Origin of the sequence: Stenotrophomonas sp. Sm6012, assembly GCF_030985895.1 — a bacterium.
GTDB classification, from domain to species: Bacteria; Pseudomonadota; Gammaproteobacteria; order Xanthomonadales; family Xanthomonadaceae; genus Stenotrophomonas; species Stenotrophomonas forensis.
In genome coordinates, this window is record NZ_JAPTFX010000023.1 from 23950 (window position 1) to 41555 (window position 17606).

Annotated in this window: 15 protein-coding genes and 1 pseudogene; 7 read left to right on the plus strand and 9 right to left on the minus strand. The window is 61.1% G+C overall.

Translation table 11 applies throughout. From position 1 onward, the window contains the following. Positions 1-19: 19 nt before the first annotated feature. Complete coding sequence (locus O0J73_RS06600; RefSeq protein WP_308308286.1) at positions 20-916, minus strand: TIM barrel protein; 897 nt, start codon at positions 914-916, stop codon at positions 20-22. A 217-nt stretch (positions 917-1133) separates the two neighbouring features. Beyond that, a complete protein-coding gene (locus tag O0J73_RS06605; protein WP_308308287.1) occupies positions 1134-1937 on the minus strand; it encodes a hypothetical protein in 804 nt (267 codons plus the stop codon). A 2723-nt stretch (positions 1938-4660) separates the two neighbouring features. Here O0J73_RS06605 and O0J73_RS06610 point away from each other — a divergent pair. Beyond that, complete coding sequence (locus O0J73_RS06610; RefSeq protein ID WP_032966097.1) at positions 4661-4930, plus strand: helix-turn-helix transcriptional regulator; 270 nt, start codon at positions 4661-4663, stop codon at positions 4928-4930. Between the two features lie 155 nt (positions 4931-5085). Here O0J73_RS06610 and O0J73_RS06615 read toward each other — a convergent pair whose 3' ends face one another. Next, a complete protein-coding gene (locus O0J73_RS06615) occupies positions 5086-6045 on the minus strand; it encodes an NIF family HAD-type phosphatase (RefSeq protein ID WP_231347508.1) in 960 nt (319 codons plus the stop codon). A 399-nt stretch (positions 6046-6444) separates the two neighbouring features. Here O0J73_RS06615 and O0J73_RS06620 point away from each other — a divergent pair, with 399 nt between their 5' ends. Next, on the plus strand, positions 6445-6909 hold the full coding sequence (locus tag O0J73_RS06620) for a protein-tyrosine phosphatase family protein (protein WP_231347569.1): 465 nt from the start codon (positions 6445-6447) through the stop codon (positions 6907-6909). A gap of 51 nt (positions 6910-6960) precedes the next feature. On the opposite strand, the gene O0J73_RS06625 is transcribed toward O0J73_RS06620, so the two are convergent. Beyond that, a complete protein-coding gene (locus tag O0J73_RS06625; protein WP_231347509.1) occupies positions 6961-7395 on the minus strand; it encodes a helix-turn-helix domain-containing protein in 435 nt (144 codons plus the stop codon). A 104-nt stretch (positions 7396-7499) separates the two neighbouring features. Between O0J73_RS06625 and O0J73_RS06630 the strand changes: the two genes are divergently transcribed. From O0J73_RS06630 to O0J73_RS06650, 5 genes and pseudogenes are all read left to right on the plus strand, one after another. Continuing rightward, positions 7500-8117 carry a cation diffusion facilitator family transporter gene (locus tag O0J73_RS06630; protein ID WP_114618997.1) on the plus strand — a complete coding sequence of 206 codons (618 nt, stop codon included), beginning with the start codon at positions 7500-7502 and terminating at the stop codon, positions 8115-8117. A gap of 203 nt (positions 8118-8320) precedes the next feature. After that, entirely contained in the window at positions 8321-9598 is a 1278-nt protein-coding gene (locus O0J73_RS06635) for a TolC family protein (RefSeq protein WP_114618996.1), read from the plus strand. A 137-nt stretch (positions 9599-9735) separates the two neighbouring features. Then, positions 9736-10542, plus strand: a pseudogene (locus O0J73_RS06640) (efflux RND transporter periplasmic adaptor subunit); the annotation flags it as partial. Positions 10543-10550: 8 nt separating this feature from the next. After that, positions 10551-13748: a CusA/CzcA family heavy metal efflux RND transporter gene (locus O0J73_RS06645; RefSeq protein WP_308308288.1), complete on the plus strand. Its 3198-nt coding sequence runs from the start codon at positions 10551-10553 to the stop codon at positions 13746-13748. Beyond that, on the plus strand, positions 13745-14023 hold the full coding sequence (locus O0J73_RS06650; RefSeq protein WP_231347512.1) for a hypothetical protein: 279 nt from the start codon (positions 13745-13747) through the stop codon (positions 14021-14023). Before O0J73_RS06645 ends, O0J73_RS06650 begins: the two co-directional genes overlap by 4 nt. 30 nt (positions 14024-14053) lie before the next feature. Here the strand turns inward: O0J73_RS06650 and O0J73_RS06655 are convergent, their stop codons facing one another. From O0J73_RS06655 to O0J73_RS06675, 5 genes are read right to left on the minus strand one after another with little or no spacing between them, the layout of a single operon-like run. Further along, a complete protein-coding gene (locus O0J73_RS06655; protein WP_308308289.1) occupies positions 14054-15358 on the minus strand; it encodes an arsenic transporter in 1305 nt (434 codons plus the stop codon). A gap of 18 nt (positions 15359-15376) precedes the next feature. Further along, the gene (gene arsH, locus O0J73_RS06660; protein ID WP_262243038.1) at positions 15377-16102 is read right to left on the minus strand and encodes an arsenical resistance protein ArsH; all 726 of its coding nucleotides are present in this window, start codon (positions 16100-16102) and stop codon (positions 15377-15379) included. Continuing rightward, complete coding sequence (gene arsC, locus O0J73_RS06665; protein WP_338322621.1) at positions 16099-16512, minus strand: arsenate reductase (glutaredoxin); 414 nt, start codon at positions 16510-16512, stop codon at positions 16099-16101. The genes arsH and arsC overlap by 4 nt, the downstream gene beginning before the upstream one ends. Before the next feature lie 7 nt (positions 16513-16519). After that, a complete protein-coding gene (locus O0J73_RS06670) occupies positions 16520-17050 on the minus strand; it encodes an arsenate reductase ArsC (protein ID WP_231347514.1) in 531 nt (176 codons plus the stop codon). Continuing rightward, positions 17047-17394, minus strand: coding sequence for a metalloregulator ArsR/SmtB family transcription factor (locus tag O0J73_RS06675; RefSeq protein WP_099484974.1), 348 nt, complete (start codon positions 17392-17394; stop codon positions 17047-17049). The genes O0J73_RS06670 and O0J73_RS06675 overlap by 4 nt, the downstream gene beginning before the upstream one ends. Between the last annotated feature and the right edge of the window lie 212 nt (positions 17395-17606).

Here is a 17606-nt window from a genome sequence, read left to right on the forward strand (position 1 = left end):
CACCTGGGTGGATATCGTTTCAGACGTCGCAGAGGCGGATCGCCTCGCGCAGAGAGTTGATGGGGTCTGGCGCCGCAGGCATGAATTCCTGCGCCAGATAGCCCTCGAAGCCGGTATGGCGGATCGCGCGACAGATGGCCGGATAGTGGAGTTCCTGCTGGTCTCCGATCTCATTCCGGCCGGGCACGCCTGCGGTGTGGTAATGCTTGAAGCAGGCGTGATGCCTGCCGATGGTGGCGATGATGTCGCCCTCCATGATCTGCATGTGATAGATGTCGTAGAGCAGGCCGAAGTTGTCCGAGCCCAGCCGCTGGCACAGCTCTACGCCCCAGGCGGAGTGGTCGCACAGGTAGTCGTGATGATCGACCCTGGAATTCAGCAGCTCCATCACCAGCACCACGCCGCGCTTCTCGGCATGGCCGAGGATGCGCTTGAGGCCGGCCTCGGCATTGGCCATGCCGTCCTGCGGGTCCATGCCGTTGCGGTTGCCGGAGAAGCAGATCAGGTTTCGATAGCCCGCATCGGCGACCAGGTCAATGTGCCGCGTGTAGCGCTCCACCAGTTGATCGTGGAACTGGCGGCCGGCAAAGCCCTGGGTCAGGCCCAGCTCTGCGCCGTTGCACATCGAGCTGTACACGTCATGGGCCTTCAGCGTGGGCCAGTCCTCCGGACCGACCAGATCGATGGCGGCGAAGCCGATGCCCTTCACCGTGCTGCAGAGCTGGGCCACCGACAGCTGCGGGAAGGTCCAGCGCGCGACGGAATGCTTCAGGTGGCCCTTGAGCGGCGCATCGGCTGCGAAGGCAGGGAGCACGCCTGCCGCCCCCAGGCCGATGCCGCCGGCAACCGCAAGGCGCAGCGCGTCGCGCCGCGTGAGCCCCGTCGCCGGGGCCGGTCTGATCGAATGGATGGACATCCACCTTCCGGCCTCCCAACCGGTATCAAACGCAACGATTCACAGCAATGCAATCGATTGCACCATAGGGGAGGAAATTGCCGGTTTGCAAGTTGCGCTGCAAGAAATGCAATGCTGCGAGGCACAACTCCGTAGGTGTCGCGGAAAAAGAAAGCCCCGCATGAGCGGGGCTTTCGTTCTGCCGGGAAACGAGCGTGGCACCATTCATTGGCTGGATCTAAGGCGCTGGCCGCTTCGCCATTTTCCTCATGGTGGCGTGCAGCTGTGACACCAGCTTCGGATTGCCAGCAGGTGATTTCGCTTCGTAGTCAGCCATCAACGTCTCTGCCCGCCGATCCCCCAGTTCTGCAGCCATCGCCATGGCAGCGGGAATGGGTTCCGGGCTTCCCGTCGCGGCGGAGAAGGCGACTCCGTACTGATAGGCGGTGAAGGGCGTTGGCCCCTCCGAGAAAACATCTGCAGAGCGATTGAGTACCTCCAGCCGATCCTTGTCCACGGAGGATCGCTCTGCCTCTGGCAGGGCTTTCACCACCTCCAGGTAGTTTTCCGCGCCGGCTTGCGCGGTAACTGCGGCCATTTTTGCCAGCAGCCGATCAACAAGAAATATCTCGGCTTTATGGTCTCCGCGATCGCTCATTGCTCTCAGCTCGGCTTCACTCATACCTTTTGCTGCCAGCCACTCCTCAGGAAGTGGGAAACCCAGCCGGAGCAACGCTTCGCGATCTTCCGCGCCCGAAAAATGCACCGTTCCAAAGTAACGATCTGATATGTCCTCCAAGTACCTTCGGTCATCCTGATGCAAGCTCCGCAGGTACAGGTCCCAACTTGCTGTGCCTGAGTCCTTTGCACCGTCGAACAGCGCGTAGGCTCCGGGTTTCGCGCTCGCCTGTACGTCCATGGGACGTTCGGAGGTCAAAGCGACTGCAGGCACGGATTCAATTCCCGCTCCATCGTTCTGGCAACCGATCACGGTCACAGGGGTCATTGCGAACAACGCTATGGAGAGAAGCGCATTCTTCATCACGTGGGGCACCCGTTGATAGTCATGTCATACGTCCAAGCAGCGCATATCTCTCGCGGTTTCACTGCATCCAGATACTGAGAATCCGTTGTCACAGCCTGGATCGTCGCCGCATCAGCAGTCGCGATGGTACTCCCAGCCCGTAGGGGAGCAATGAGAAAGCGTGCAGGCGCTATGTTCTTCCGCATATTCCATTCCTTGGATCCGTAGGTAATCTCTGCTTTGCATTTATTTCGCAGCCTATGGAACGCAGCGAGCAATGCGGCCTTTACCGTCTGCCCAAGTGGCTATCGCGTCTTGACCTTCCTGCCGATCCTTGAAGAAGGCCTTGATCGGACTCTTTTTCTCCCCCGGGAAGATACTGCGCGGCCCTGAAGGAAGAGGTACACGCCGGGTGTCCACCTGGCTCCGCCGTTGCCAGCGCCGAATCCCCTGTGCATAGAAGAAAGGGCCCGTAACCACATGGTTACGAGCCCCTTTTACACACGCTTCAATGCGTTGTCTGTCAGAAGGGTTGTGCACACATGTTGTGCATACCTCATTACTAGAAATCTCTCTAAAACACTGCCATTCTAGGAATTCATTCACCATTGATAGCACCAGTTATTCTACCAAATGGAAAATTTGGGTGAGAAAGAGTGCCCGCTGACCTCAATCCTATATTTTTCTCAACACTGCAGAGGCTCCAACTCACCGGCGTCCCGGCAATCCCCGCAAATCAGATGACCTCAAATTGGAATTCCCTCGAAATCTGACCCGAGGAGGTTCCATGAGAAAGCCCCTATTTTTTGATAGCCAGATCATTGCCATGCTCAAGCAAGCCGAGGCAGGCACCCTAGTAGCAGAGCTGCGTCGTCCCAATACACCTAGGGCGTGAAGGCCTCAGCGTCAACGTAGAAAGGACAATGGCTATGGAAATTGACTGAGCTGCGGCCGGCCACGGGGCTGTCCCCACCCACATTCTGAACAGCCAGATTGCAGCGAAGAAAATAGCATTGAGCCACAGCACAATTTGGATAATTTTTTTAACTCATCCCGTGGAATGCTCCCCGTATCTGCGGACAGGTTTCCTTACTTGCGCGCCGGTTAGCATAGCGCGCCGAAACTCCCGGGGTGAGCGGAAGCGCAGAGCGCTATGTCGATGGTGCTCGCTGTAGCGCTCGAAGGCCAATGCCACCTGGCCAATGGTGGTGACCGCATCGGGTTGCGTCGATCGTTCGCAACCGTTCCAAGGAGCCGCTCAGCCATCTACATTGAGCTAAGGTCCGAGGAGCTTAGGCAAGATCTGCGGATGCCAGCTACTGCTGATCCCTGGCGTTCAGACGACACGGGAGTTGCCGCATACGTACGGTCGCTGGAGCAAAGGCTCAGCGTGATCGAGCAGATGGTGATTGGTCTTTCACAGACACTGCGTGGCCTTAGGCCAGTCTCGCTCCAGCAGGCGCTCATCTCCGGGACGCGAGAAGGAGATTCCCTTGGCTTGGTCGCTGGAGCGCAGGAGAGGCCATCCGACACCGAAGTATCCGAGTTGATACAGAAGTTACTGAACGAGCGCCATGTCAGTCGGTTCGGTCTTCGGTTAGATCGCTCTGTCTTCAACAGCGCCACTGGGGAGGAACTGCTCTCATCCGAGGATGTCTCTACCCTTCAGCGTCTGAGGTAGATCGCTGCTTCTCAACCAGGCGCTGATCGGCTGGCGGGAGCTCTGACCCACGACGTGTGCGGTCTTCGGTGCCGCGCGACCCGCCTCCGCCTTCGGCTGTGCGCTAGGCCAAGCCAGCAGGTGCATGCTGGAACGTTTTAGCGACGAGAACTTGCGGCATGTGTAAGACGTATCGCGGAAGGGCAAAGCGTCCAGTAGTCACTGTCCGATCCCAAGAGGCTCCCTAGCGCGACCTCAATAGCTATAGGTCTGCGCCAGTCGGCGTTGGGCAAGAAGGAGAACTCCCTCGGGCCGAGTCTTGCTTCTTGCTCCCGTCGCTGAAGCCATCGCGATCTGATCTGCATCTCTTTACAAAGTGCTTGCATGGCGGCCTCTTCGTTCATCTCAGTCTGCAACATGACACTAGCTGCCACACGCATCCCCGACCATGCGACATATCGCCGTCTGCCCGAGCTGAGGTTGAACCACGGGCTCTCCTGCATTGCGATGACTCCGTTTGCTCGCTCAGGACTTATTCGGTGCCGTCGAAGAAGGTTCGCCAAGTATGCGGATATCTCGTCGTTGACAAGCCGCCCCCACAGAGCGACGCGAGCTTCTGTATGCGCCGGCCCTTGCCAGCCATTTAGTGCAACTGCCAGCGCATTGCGAAGGTTTGGGAGAGCCTCCCACGCCGGAGAGTATGTCCAGGCGAAAGGGTGGTAAAGGGACCTTCGAGTGGATGGTGAATCGCTGGTCTCGGTCAGCAGTACTCCCGCCGCCTGGAGGTTTCGCAGCAAACTCCACACAGGCCCGTCATCTGAGGCGACCGGGGCATTTCTTGTAACAGAGTCTTCGAGTGCACACCACAGGCACGAGTAGTACGGTCCAAGGGACGCGACCAGTGAGGCCAAGTCTGGCCTTGCAGTCGATAGGGTCAGTTGATCAAGTCCATGGCGCACTCAGTTCCAAGGGCTCCCACCAGTGAGCGATCTTACCCACCAGCCAGTTGCACTGTCTACATGATTTTCATGTAACGCGGCACTGGGCCATAGATTGCTGTCCGCTTCCTCGAGCGGGCGGAATGGCAACCAAGACGATCTACCAAGAAGCATACCGGCGTCTCGTAGAGCAGCTTCGGGCGAGACGGGAGGCTATGGGAATTAGCCAAGTATCGCTTGCCTCGCACTTGGATTGGCCGCAGCAAACTATCTCTTCCATTGAGGCCGGTGCCCGGAGATTGGACTTGCTCGAGTACCTCAGGCTCACCTCGGCCCTTGGCATGAGTGCTGCAGAGGCAAGCTCGCTTTTGATGTCAGAGTGGAGGGCGATGCGCGTCCCTCCAATTCGCTAAGGCGCGATGGCCAACGCCCGGTTATCAGGGGCGAACTGCTCCTTCTGTTGCTGGTGGTCAGTTGATCACTATTACGATTCCGGCGTAACGCTTGCCATTGATCGGTCTCCAAGCTGCGATTTGGGTGCATTGAGCGAAGTCGATTGACGGGGACGCTATGAGTCCTCTTGCCCGAACTCGGTACGGGCTGCCCGCAGCACGCGAGCTGGATCAGAGGTCAGGGCTTCGGCAGGTGGCATGCCGTTGAGCAGAGCGTGCGGTGAGAGAAACCACTCTGCCTCACTCCATCCGGTGCTGCGAAATAGCCCGTCCGGCTCGATCTCGAAATGATCGAGTGCACGCAGTACTGACAGGATTTCTGCCAAATATTCAACGGGTTCGCCATTTTCACCAAACTGCCAGTCTGGGTAGCGATAGCCGGGCACAGGCTTCGTTACATAGACCCCGAGTAGCTGGCCGGCTCTGCGCAGCTGACCGGCTAGGCCGCTACCACTGGTCAATGACGGGCCGAGCTGTGAACTGACTTCGGCGGCGCTATGCCACTGTGCGGCAAGTTCATCTCGCCTGACGGCGGCGTCGGACAGGATCTTCTGGGCCGATGAGCAGGCGTCGGAACGCCGTGGTGCGCCCGTTGCTTCTGCCTGTGGCTTTAGCTGTACTTGGAGAGATGCTTCAGTGAAATTGCCCGTTGCGTGGATGCGATCGAGCAGGAGTCGAAGCGCGATCGCTAATCCCTCGTCCTCTGACGGGTAGGGAGACGCAAACAGAGGTATCTGAACCCACAGATGCTCCTGTCCTGGGTGTACATAGGGGCGATGATCATCAAGCAGCAAGGCCGCGCCTAATTTTGGTGTGGCTAGCCGTAGATCCTTCGTGCTGCCCGTCCAATGGATGTATTCAAGGCTCGCGAACCACGGAGGCGCGCTTCCTTCACGAACCAACAAATCGGCAATGCTGCGAAAGCGCTCTTCCGGCACAGTCGTAAACATCATGAGCTGACTGAAGTGCGATCGGACGTCCTCCAAGAACCGACAGAGGCCGGGTCTTGGAATCTGGCTTATCGCATTGGAAATGAGTGTCCCTTCGAGGTCCAATGCCAGAATGCTCGGCTTCATGTGTTGTCTCTAGCGAGGAGCGTGTGTACACCTTGCTCCTGGACACTCTCGCTGTCCAACACGTGAGCCTACTGGTGCACATGCAGCGTGAGCCTACTGGTACGCATGCAGCGTGAGCCTACTGGTACTTGTTGCCTGCAACTGACAAAAGGATCACCTTTGCTGTGCTGCTCGGCAGGGCGGCACCACTTGGTCGGCTGGAATGTTTAGCTCAAGGATCGGCATAGGAGCCATGGGTGGTCGCCGCTGCGCTGCGGCTCTCTTTGTTGCCGCGATGAGGGATCGACAATGTTCAGAACCAGTCACACACATCCTCTGCATATCGCCACGATCCCTGTCGGAGTCAGTGGCGGCGCAGTAGGTGTAACTTTCGCGCCAGGGAAGTTTCAGGAGGCCGCGATGACGGGGCCATGGAGTCGTGACATTGACGTGGATCTTTGCGCGATTCGCCAGTGGGGCGCGGGGTACTTGATCTCCCTGATTGAGCCATGGGAGTTCGATGAGCTTAGGATTGCCGCGCTGCCAAAGCGGGCGATGGCGCAGGGAATCAAATGGTACGGACTTCCAATCGTAGACGGCGCAGCGCCGAACAGTTCTTTCTTGGAGGCATGGCGCGAGCTGGGTCCAGCACTCAGTCGTGAATTGTTGCGCGGAAGCCGCGCAGTTGTTCATTGTAAGGGCGGGCTAGGACGAGCTGGCACCGTAGCGTGCTTGTTGCTTTTAGAAACAGGCACGGCTGCCACAGGTGAGCAGGCCATGAGCATGGTTCGTCAGGTCAGGACGGGTGCGATCGAGACGCGTGAGCAGGAGGACTTCATACGCGCCTGGAGTCCAGGTCCGGGCAGCCAAGCTACAGGCAACTGACACCGTCGACCGGTCGGACTGCGAAAGGCATAGGTTTTGGACCGCGGGCGCCTAGGTAGCGCTCTTGCTCGATTCCTTACGTAGGGAGTCCTCGGAAGCCGGCCGGCGCAGCGTCGACAGGATGGTGCACTCAGCTCGCTGTCCGCCGTGACAACTGGCGATTACCCGTTCCAGCTCGTTGGCCATACGTTGCAAGTCTGTCATCCGGGCGCGAATGTCGGACAAGTGGCTGCGGGCCAGACGATCCACATCCACGCACGACAGGCCCTCGTCGCCGGCCAGCTGCAGCAGGCTACGGACCTCTTCCAGGCTGAAACCCAAGTCCCGACCGCGGGCAATGAAGCGCAGGCGCTCAATGTCCGGCAATCCGTAGACCCGGTAACCATTGCCTGATCGTCCCGGCCTCGGGAGCAAGCCGATGCGCTCGTAGTAGCGGATCGTCTCCAGATGGCACCCGCTGGCGGCGGCGGCGTCACTGATTTTCATTCGTAGTAGGCTTGACTCCGTAGTAGCTACGGACTTTACCCTCATGGACCCTGCCATGCCAGCGGACCGCGCCGGCCCGGCTCCCCTGCGATGGAGAAGATCCGATGAGTGATTGCGGCTGCCACCACGAGGCAAAGAACGCGCAGGAACGGCGCGTGCTGTGGATCGCTCTGGCACTGAACGCTGCAATGGCGGTGATTGGCGGCATTGCCGGCTGGATCGCCCATTCCACCGGCTTGCTTGCCGACGCACTGGACATGCTCTCCGACGCCACGGCCTACGCCATTGGGTTGGTCGCTATCGGTCGGACGGCGCGCTTCAAGGCCAACGCTGCTTGGGTTAGCGGTAGCGTGCTGCTGATTCTGGGCGTTGGCGTGCTGGTCGAGGTCGGCCGCCGCGTACTCCACGGGGCTGAACCGGTAAGCGGGTGGATGATCGGTACGGCTCTATTGTCGCTAGTGGTCAATCTCGCGGTCCTTCGCATGCTGGCGCCACTGAAGTCTGGCGAAGTACATCTGCGGGCAACGTGGCTTTTCACCCGAGCCGATGTGGTAGCCAACGTGGGCGTGATCCTGGCTGGCCTACTGGTGTGGTGGCTGGCCAGTCCATATCCAGATTTCGTAATCGGTGCCTTTATCGGCCTCTACGTAATGAAGGAAGCCTTTGAAATATTGGGCGACGCGCGCCGGGCACGCGCCGACGCGCGCAAGACCCCTGCATGACCGCGGGCGGCCAGCTGGGATTTTCCCTGCGCTGATTGCTGCTGGCGAAATTGGCTGTCGGCCGGGATTTGCCTGAAATCGAGGCCGAAACGCGTACAGATGCGTATGAGCATCAGGTCGCGCCCTTTCGACCGCCAATTGCCGGGTGACGCATGTAGGCGCAGGCCGATCCCTGTGATCTCAAGAACCTTCGGAGTACTTCCATGTCTGTGCGATGGGCGGCCTTGGCCGCGTTGCTGTTAACGGGCGCAGTAGCGATGCCTGCGGTGGCGGCCGAATTGATGACCTTGGACGATGCCTTTGCACGCGTAGCCCAAACCCATCCGGAGCTGCGTCTGGTCGATGCGCGAGCCACTGTCCTCGCTGCCGAGCGAGATAAGGCGATGCAGCGTCCACCGTGGACGCTCGGTGCCGAGGTCGAAAACGCGCTGGGCACCGGCGCGGCCGGTGGCTTGGACAGCGCCGAGCTAACCTTGAGCCTGAGTTCGGTGCTGGAGCGCGGCGGCAAGCTCGAAGCCCGCCGTACCTTGGCACAAAGCCGGATTGATGCGCTGGCCGTGCAGCGCGAGACCGGGCGCCTGGACTTGCTAGCCGAGACGGCGCAGCGCTATTTGGCTGTCGTTGGTGCCGACCGGCAACGAAGCCTAGCGGACATCGATGTTGGCCAGCGCCAGCGAACCGTGGTGGCCGCCAGGCAGCGCCTGCAGGCCGGCGCCTCACCCGAGTCGGTGCTGCTCACCGCGCAGGCAGCGCTTGCGCGGGCCGAGCTGAAGCGTGATCGGGCCGAGCAACAGCGACTCGCTGCTCGTCAGCATCTGGCTGCTTTGTGGGGCGAACGTACTCCCACCTTCGAAGTGGTCCCGGCCGATCCGATGGCCCTGCCGGCGATCGCCTCCATGCAGACGCTGGCCGATGAGTTGGAACGGACTCCGGAATTGGCGCAGTTTGCCGACGCCCGCCGGATCGCGCAGGCACGCCTGCAGCTGGCGCGTTCAGCGGCCTCACCGGACCTGTCCTGGCAGCTCGGAGTGCGCCGACTACAGGAGACCGATGACACCGCGCTGGTCGCCAGCTTATCCATGCCGCTGGGCAGCCGCAGCCGCGCACAGCCAGAGATTCGAGCCGGCGAAGCCGAGCTGCAGGTCCTGACGATCGAGCGCGAGGCCAAGGGCCTGTCGCTGTACTCCACGCTGGTCGAAGCCCATGGCCGCTACACCGTGGCACAGGCCGAGGTGGCGCGCCTGCACGACGACGTGTTGCCGAAGCTGGCCCGAGCCGAGCAGGCCGCTGAGCGTGCCTATCGTGCTGGGGCGATCAGTTACCTGGAATGGGCACAGTTGCAGTCCGAACGTACCGCCATGGCCCAGCAACAGCTGGACGTCGCCTTGGATGCGCAGCGCGCCCTGATCGAAATTCAACGACTGACCGGCCAGGCGCTTGTCACGCCGCCGGCTGCCGCTTCCACTGGAGAGACCCCATGAATCGCTTTTCCTGGACCGCACTGGGCATGGCTCTGATGCTGGCGGCCTGCAACGCGTCGACCCCCAACGAAGCATCCGAAGGAAGCCACGCCGCTGAGGGCGAAGAGCACGGCGAGCACGAGGAAGCGCCGCTGGAAACCGAGATCTCGGCCAAAGCTGCGCAGGCGGCGGGAATCCAGGTCGCGCCGGCTGGACCCGGTGAGATTGCCGATGAGCATGAGGTGCAAGGGCTGTTGACCCCAATCGATGGGCGCATCGCGCAGGTCACTGCACGCTTCCCCGGACCGGTCCGTTCCGTGCGAGTGGGCGTGGGTGACCAGGTACGCACCGGCCAGGTGCTCGCGACAGTGGAGAGCAACCTCAGCCTGACCACCTACACCGTTACCGCGCCGATCAATGGCGTGGTCATGGCGCGTACGGCCGCCGTGGGCATGTCGGCGCCTGAGGGCGCCCCGCTGTTCGAGGTAGCTGACCTGTCCACGCTGTGGGTGGACCTGCACATCTTCGGCGCCGACGCCCAGCACATCGGTGCCGGCGTGCCGGTGACGGTCACCCGCTTGAGTGATGGCGTCACGGCGCAGACCACATTGGAGCGCGTCCTGCCCGGCACCGCCACTGCCAGCCAAAGCACTATTGCCCGCGCAACCGTAGCTAACACCGATGGGCTGTGGCGGCCGGGTTCAGCGGTCAAGGCGCGGGTCACCGTGGATCGCCAATCGGCGTCGCTGGTGGTTCCGATCACCGCCCTGCAGACCGCACAGGACCAGGACGTTGTCTACGTGCAGCAGGGCGAGACGTACCACACCCGGCCGATCAAGCTGGGGCGCCGTGACGCCGAACGCGCCGAAGTGCTGGAAGGGCTCAAGGCGGGTGAACGAGTGGTGGTGGCCCAAAGCTTCCTGATCAAGGCCGACATCGAAAAATCCACTGTGGAAGAGGAATGAGGCCCGCCATGCTCGAACGCCTCATTGGTCTGTCCATCCGCCACCGCTGGCTGACGCTGGTGCTCACCGCTGCGCTAGTCGCACTGGGCGTGTGGAGCTACCGTCACCTGTCCATTGACGCCACGCCCGACATCACCAACGTCCAGGTCCAGATCAACACCCAGGCCCCGGGTTACTCGCCGCTGGAGGCCGAGCAGCAAGTGACCTTCGTCATTGAAACGGCCATGGCCGGGCTACCAAAGCTGGACTACAGCCGCTCGCTGTCGCGCTACGGACTCTCCCAGGTCACTGTCGTCTTCAAAGACGGCACCGACCTGTACTTTGCCCGCCAGCAGGTCGCCGAAAGGCTACAGCAGATCGCATCTCAGCTGCCCGAAGGGTTGGACCCGGAGATGGGTCCCATCTCTACCGGCCTGGGCGAGATCTTCATGTACACCGTGGAGGCTGAGCCCAACGCCCGCAAGCCCGACGGCACCCCGTATACCGCCACGGACCTGCGCACCCTGCAGGACTGGGTGATCCGGCCGCAGCTGCGCACCACGCCTGGAGTGACCGAGGTCAACACAATCGGTGGCTTTGAGCGGCAGATCCACATCACCCCGGATCCGGCCCAGTTAGTGGCACTGGGCTTTACGCTGAACGATGTGGTCGCAGCGGTCATGCGCAATAACCAGAACATCGGCGCCGGCTACATCGAGCGCAACGGCCAGCAATTTCTGGTGCGCGTGCCCGGCCAGCTGGCCAATCTGGACGCGATTGGGAACATCGTGCTGGACCGGCGCGATGGCGTGCCCATTCGCGTCCGCGACGTCGCTAGCGTAGGCGAAGGCAAGGAGCTGCGCACGGGTGCGGCGACCCAGAATGGCCATGAGGTCGTGGTCGGTACCGCCTTCATGCTGTTCGGCGCAAACAGCCGGGAAGTCTCCCAGGCAGCCGCGGCCAAGCTGGACGCCGCCAACGCCAGCTTGCCCGCTGGCGTGCATGCAAAGGCCGTCTATGACCGCACCGCGCTGGTGGATCGCACCATTGGCACGGTGTCCAAGAACCTGATCGAAGGCGCGCTGCTGGTGGTGGTGGTGCTGTTCCTGCTGCTGGGCAATGTGCGCGCTTCGTTGATCACCGCGGCAGTGATCCCGTTGGCAATGCTGTTCACCATTATCGGCATGGTGCGTGGCGGCGTGTCGGGTAACCTGATGAGCTTGGGCGCCCTGGACTTTGGCCTGATCGTGGATGGGGCGGTGATCATCATCGAGAACTGTCTGCGCCGGTTTGGGGAGGCGCAGCACGCACTGGGCCGCCAGCTCAACGACGAAGAGCGCTTTGATCTGACCGCCTCGGCCACGGCTGAGGTGATTCGCCCCAGTCTGTTTGGTCTAGGCATCATCGCGGCGGTCTACCTGCCGATCTTCGCGCTGTCCGGGGTGGAAGGAAAAATGTTCCACCCAATGGCGATCACGGTGGTCTTGGCCCTGACCGGTGCCATGGTGCTGTCGCTGACCTTCGTACCGGCGGCCATTGCCACCTTCCTGCGCGGCCGTGTGGCCGAGCACGACAACCGCTTGATGCGCTGGTCACGTGCCCGCTACACGCCGCTGCTGGAGTGGGCGCTGCGGCGGCGGGTCGTAGTGCTGACAGGCGCGGCCGTGCTGGTGGTGGGGTGTGGCGTGATGGCCACCCGTTTGGGCTCGGAGTTCGTGCCGAGCTTGGATGAAGGCGACATCACCTTGCAGCCCATGCGTATCCCCGGCACCAGTCTGGAGCAGTCGGTGGCGATGCAGGAAACGCTGGAGAAGCGCTTGGCCCAGTTCCCGGAGGTGGCCAACATCTTCTCCAAGATCGGCACCGCCGAAGTGGCCACCGACCCGATGCCCCCCTCCATGGCCGATACCTTTCTGATGCTCAAGCCCCGCGACCAATGGCCCGACCCGCGCAAACCCAAGGCCGAGCTGGTGGAAGAGCTGGAGGCGGCGGCCAAGGAGATCCCGGGTAGCAACTACGAGTTCACTCAGCCCATCCAGATGCGCACCAACGAATTGATCTCCGGCGTTCGCTCGGACGTTGCGGTCAAGGTCTACGGCGACAATCTTGACCAGCTGACCCGCCTGGCCAGCCGGGTCGAGCGCGTCCTGCGCGGGGTCCCCGGCGCCGAAGACGTCAAGGCCGAGCAGGTTACTGGCCTACCACTGCTCACCATCACGCCAGATCCGGCGGCATTGGCGCGGTATGGATTGAATCCGGGTGACGTGCAGGACACGGTGGCAACCGCCATCGGCGGTAGCGTCGCTGGCCAGCTGATCGAGGGCGACCGCCGATTCGACCTGGTGGTGCGTTTGCCCGAATCGCTGCGGCAAGACCCGGCTGTGCTTGCGGACCTGCCCATTCCACTGCCGGAGAGCACCAGTATCGATGAGTCCAGCCGTGTAGCCGCTGGTGCCAACGGTGGGCCTCGCACTGTTCCACTACGAGAAGTGGCGAAGATACAGGTAGAGCGCGGGCCCAACCAGATCAATCGTGAGAACGGCAAGCGTCGAGTGGTGATCACCGCCAACGTGCGTGAGCGTGATCTTGGCGGATTCGTTGGCGATCTGCGTACCCGCATCGGCCAGGATGTACCGCTTCCAGAGGGGTACTGGATCGATTATGGCGGCACGTTCGAGCAGCTGATCTCGGCCAGCCAGCGCTTGGCGGTGGTTGTCCCGGTCACATTGGCGCTGATCTTCGCCCTGCTGTTCATGGCCTTCGGCTCGGCCAAGGATGCCGCCATCGTGTTCAGTGGCGTTCCCTTGGCATTGACTGGTGGCGTAATCGCCTTGGCTCTACGCGGAATTCCGCTGTCAATCTCTGCGGGCGTAGGCTTCATTGCGCTTTCGGGCGTGGCAGTACTCAATGGCTTGGTCATGATTGCCTTCATCCGCCGACTGCGTGAGCAAGGCGACGCCCTCGAAGATGCTGTCCGGGATGGCGCCCTGGGGCGACTACGACCGGTCTTGATGACTGCCCTGGTGGCTTCCCTTGGTTTCCTGCCGATGGCTTTGAACGTAGGCGCTGGTTCTGAAGTACAGAGGCCGCTGGCCACGGTCGTAATCGGCGGTATCGTGTCCTCGACCGCGCTGACGCTGTTGGTCCTGCCGGTGCTGTACCGCTGGCTACATCGCCACCGCGGCAGTCGTGGCGATGGCGCTATCCAAGAGCCCTCAACCTCATGAACGAGATCAATTTGGAAGAGGTCCGGGCAGCGATGTTCACGGACCCGAGCGTGAAAGCAGTAGACGGCCTGCGGCTGGTCCCAGGCCCGGCAACTGGCCGCGCGATTGTGGCCACGATCACTGTCGCTGCCCCCTCGGCGGACCTTGACGTGGTCCACGCTGTGATCGCCCGGGTACTTTTCGATCAATTCGGCATCGAGCAGGCAGTGCTTTCTTTCAACGACCTTGGGCCGGCGCCGCCGCCACCCACGACGGCGCCATTGAAGAAATTGTGATCGCTGCGACTCTCCTGAGTGCCTACGCAGTTATCGTGTAAACGGCAGCCAAATCCAAAGCGCGATGAGCGTGGTCAGCAGGACGGGGGGCGTCAGGATGAGCCCTACCTTCATGTACTGCCCCCACGTAATCCGTTGGCCTTTTCCGGCAAGGACATGCAACCACAGCAGGGTCGCTAGCGACCCAATTGGGGTCAGCTTGGGACCAAGGTCGTTGCCCACGACGTTGGCGTAGATCATCAGCTCGCGAGTGGCCGTCGATACGTTCGCCCCATCGATAGCAAGCGCACCGACCAGTGTCGCAGGCATATTGTTCATAATGGAAGCGAGAGCAGCGACCGCAAAGCCCGTACCAATCGTTGCCACGAAGCTACCCTGCGTTGCCAACCACTCTAGGATTGCACTCGCCGCGTCAGTCAGCCAGGCATTACCCAGTCCGTAGACGACTAGATACATGCCGATCGAGAACAGCACGATCTGCCAGGGTGCGTCACACAGGATCTTGGTCACAGCCATTGTGGCGCCCCGGCCTCCAGTCGCCCAGCGGCCTGCAATACCCATCAGCACTAGTGCAGCTGCACCCGTCACCAAAGCAATAGGAACGCCGAGCGGCCCGGTTACGAAGTACGCAATCAGTAGCAGTACTAGAAGAGGCAGCGCTGCGCGAAAAACTGCCACGTCGCGTATCGCGTCGCGGGGCGCTTCTAGATCCTGGACTGGATACCTACTGGGGATGTCGCGCCGGAACCAGAGCCATAGGACGATCAAAGTAGCTCCGACCGATACCAGGTTCACCGGCATCATGATCGCGGCGTAGCGCCCAAAGGACACGTCAAAGAAGTTCGCTGTAACGATGTTGACCAAGTTGGAGACAATGAGCGGAAGGCTGGCGGTATCGGCGATAAATCCGCAGGCGACCGTAAATGCCAGCGCGCCGGCAGGCGGGAAATTCAAGCGCAACAGGATCGCAAGAACAATCGGAGTCAGCAGAAGAGCCGCGCCGTCGTTGGCAAACACTGCAGCAATTGCAGCTCCCAGCAGGACAATGAGCGGAAAAAGCTTCCGACCATTGCCGCCGCCCCAACGGGCCACATGCAGGGCGGCCCACGCGAAGAAACCGGCTGCGTCGAGAATGAGAGAGATGATGATAAGAGCGACGAAGGTGAACGTTGCATCCCAGACAATTCCCCACACCGTTCCAACATCGTTCCACCCGACAACCCCAGTGGCTAAAGCAACGGCGGCACCGGCGAGTGCCGACCAGCCTATGCCAAGCCCGCGAGGTTGCCAGATCACGAAAACAAGAGTGACGATAAAAATCGCGAGAGCAAGCATGTAACCCACCGTTGGAAGTCAGATAGAGCGCTGATTGACGCGCTTGGAAAGCTCATCGGCGCTCTCAACGCGCTCGGAATAGCGATCAACGAGATAGGCTGCGCGTCCTCGTACGAGCCAGGTGAACTTCACTAGCTCCTCGCATACGTCAACGACACGCTGGTAGTAGGCCGATGGCTTCATGCGCCCGGCCTCATCGAACTCCTGGAAGGCTTTGGCCACGGACGACTGGTTCGGGATGGTGACCATTCGCATCCATCGGCCAAGGACACGTAGCTGGTTTACTGCATTGAAGCTCTGCGAGCCGCCGGAAACCTGCATGACGGCCAGAGTCTTGCCCTGTGTCGGTCGCTTGGCACCGTCGGCCAGAGGTATCCAATCGATCTGAGCCTTCATAATGGCGGTCATGGCGCCGTGACGCTCAGGGCTGACCCAGACCATGCCCTCGGACCAGTACGCGAGCTCGCGAAGTTCGCTCACCTTAGGATGATCGGGAGACGCGCCGTCGGGCAATGGCAAGTCGTGCGGATCGAAGATACGCACATCGCAGCCGTACCAGCGTAGAAGCCGACCGACCTCCTCTGCGAGCAGGCGGGAAAAGGAGCGTTCACGCAGTGAGCCGTAGAGGATGAGCATCCGCGGTGGATGGATCGGGTCGCCAAGCCCGATGAGGGTGTCTACGTCGATCGGCGCAAGTTGTGTGGGGTCGATGTTTGGCAGATCTGCCGCAATGCGATCAATCACGGTGACGTCCCGGTTGTAACGATCTCGCCATCTTCCTTGGTAAAGGAAGACACGGGATTCGCCAGCAGTGCGAGCACTTTCTCAGACGGTCGGCACAATGCAACGCCACGGTCGGAGACCACGATTGGACGGTTGATGAGAATGGGATGAGCCATCATCGCGTCCACCAGCTGGTCGTCGGTGAGGCCAGGGTTGTCCAGGCCCAACTCCTCGTATGGCGTTCCCTTCTTGCGCAGGAGGTCGCGAGGCGTGATGCCCATTGCGGCAATTAGTTCGACAAGTCTCTCGCGCGTCGGCGGTGACTGCAGGTACTCGATGACCTGCGGGTCTTCGCCCGACTGGCGCATCATTTCCAGAACGTTTCTGGACGTGCCGCAGGCCGGATTATGATAGATCGTTAGTGTCATGATGGATCCCTCAAGCAACGTCTGGTCGGGAGAACGAAGTGCCTTCGAGCTGGCCGATTGCGCAGACTTGCGCTGTCAATGCTGCTCGAGACAGCGTATGGAGTGGCAGCGCGACGAAGGCTCGGATGCGGTTTTCCAGGTACATCAGCGCCTTTCGGAAGGCGGCGCGTTGCCACATTTCCCCGTGAGCTTCGCGGATGGGATCCTCGATACCCCAATGCCCCGTCAATGATCGCCCGGGCCACATTGGGCACGCCTCGCCAGCAGCGTGGTCGCAGACAGTGAAGACAAAATCCATGCGGGGGGCACTTGCCGCGGCAAACTCCTCCCATGCTTTGGACCGCAGGCCTTCGACCGGGTAGTTGGCCTCGTACAGCGTCTCAATCGCCAGCGGGTGGACCTCGCCCTTGGGGTGACTGCCGGCAGAGAACGCGTTGAAACGGCCATCGCCAATACTCCGCAGGGCGCTTTCCGCCAGTATCGATCGCGCAGAATTGCCCGTGCATAGGAACAGGACGTTGAAGGGCTGAGTAAGGCTCATCCGCAGGTCTCCGAGGTACATGGGCGGGCGAGTTTGAAGAGGTCACCGCAAATCTCGGGAGTCCCGGAGCAGCAGTCCTCAGTCAGAAACGCGAGCAGTTGGCGCATGTGCTCATAGCTAGCGGCGTACAGCACGCGCCGCCCGTCTCGCCACGAGCGCAGCAGGCCAGCTCGCTCCAGGGTCGAGAGGTGAAAGCTCATGCGTGGTGGCGCGATCGCGAGAGCTTCCGCAATTTCGCCGGAGGGCATGCCATCCGGGCCAGCACGAACCAGCATCCTGAATGCAGCTAGGCGATCAGACTGGGCGAGCGCAGAGAGTGCGAGGACGGCGGAATCATCTTTCATGCCTAGATCCTACAACTATTCTTGTAGGATGCAAGTGTCTGGCCGGCGATCCCATCTCCGGACGTACCTGTCCGGAATCGAGGTCTGCTGCGTGTCCTGCGAGCTACCGCTCCGCTAAGGCGTTTAGGATTGAGGTGGACCGGCCAGAGTTCTGTAGACACTCAGTTGCCGCTCTGCGCGTAGCGCCTTTCAAACTCTACCGGTGACACGCC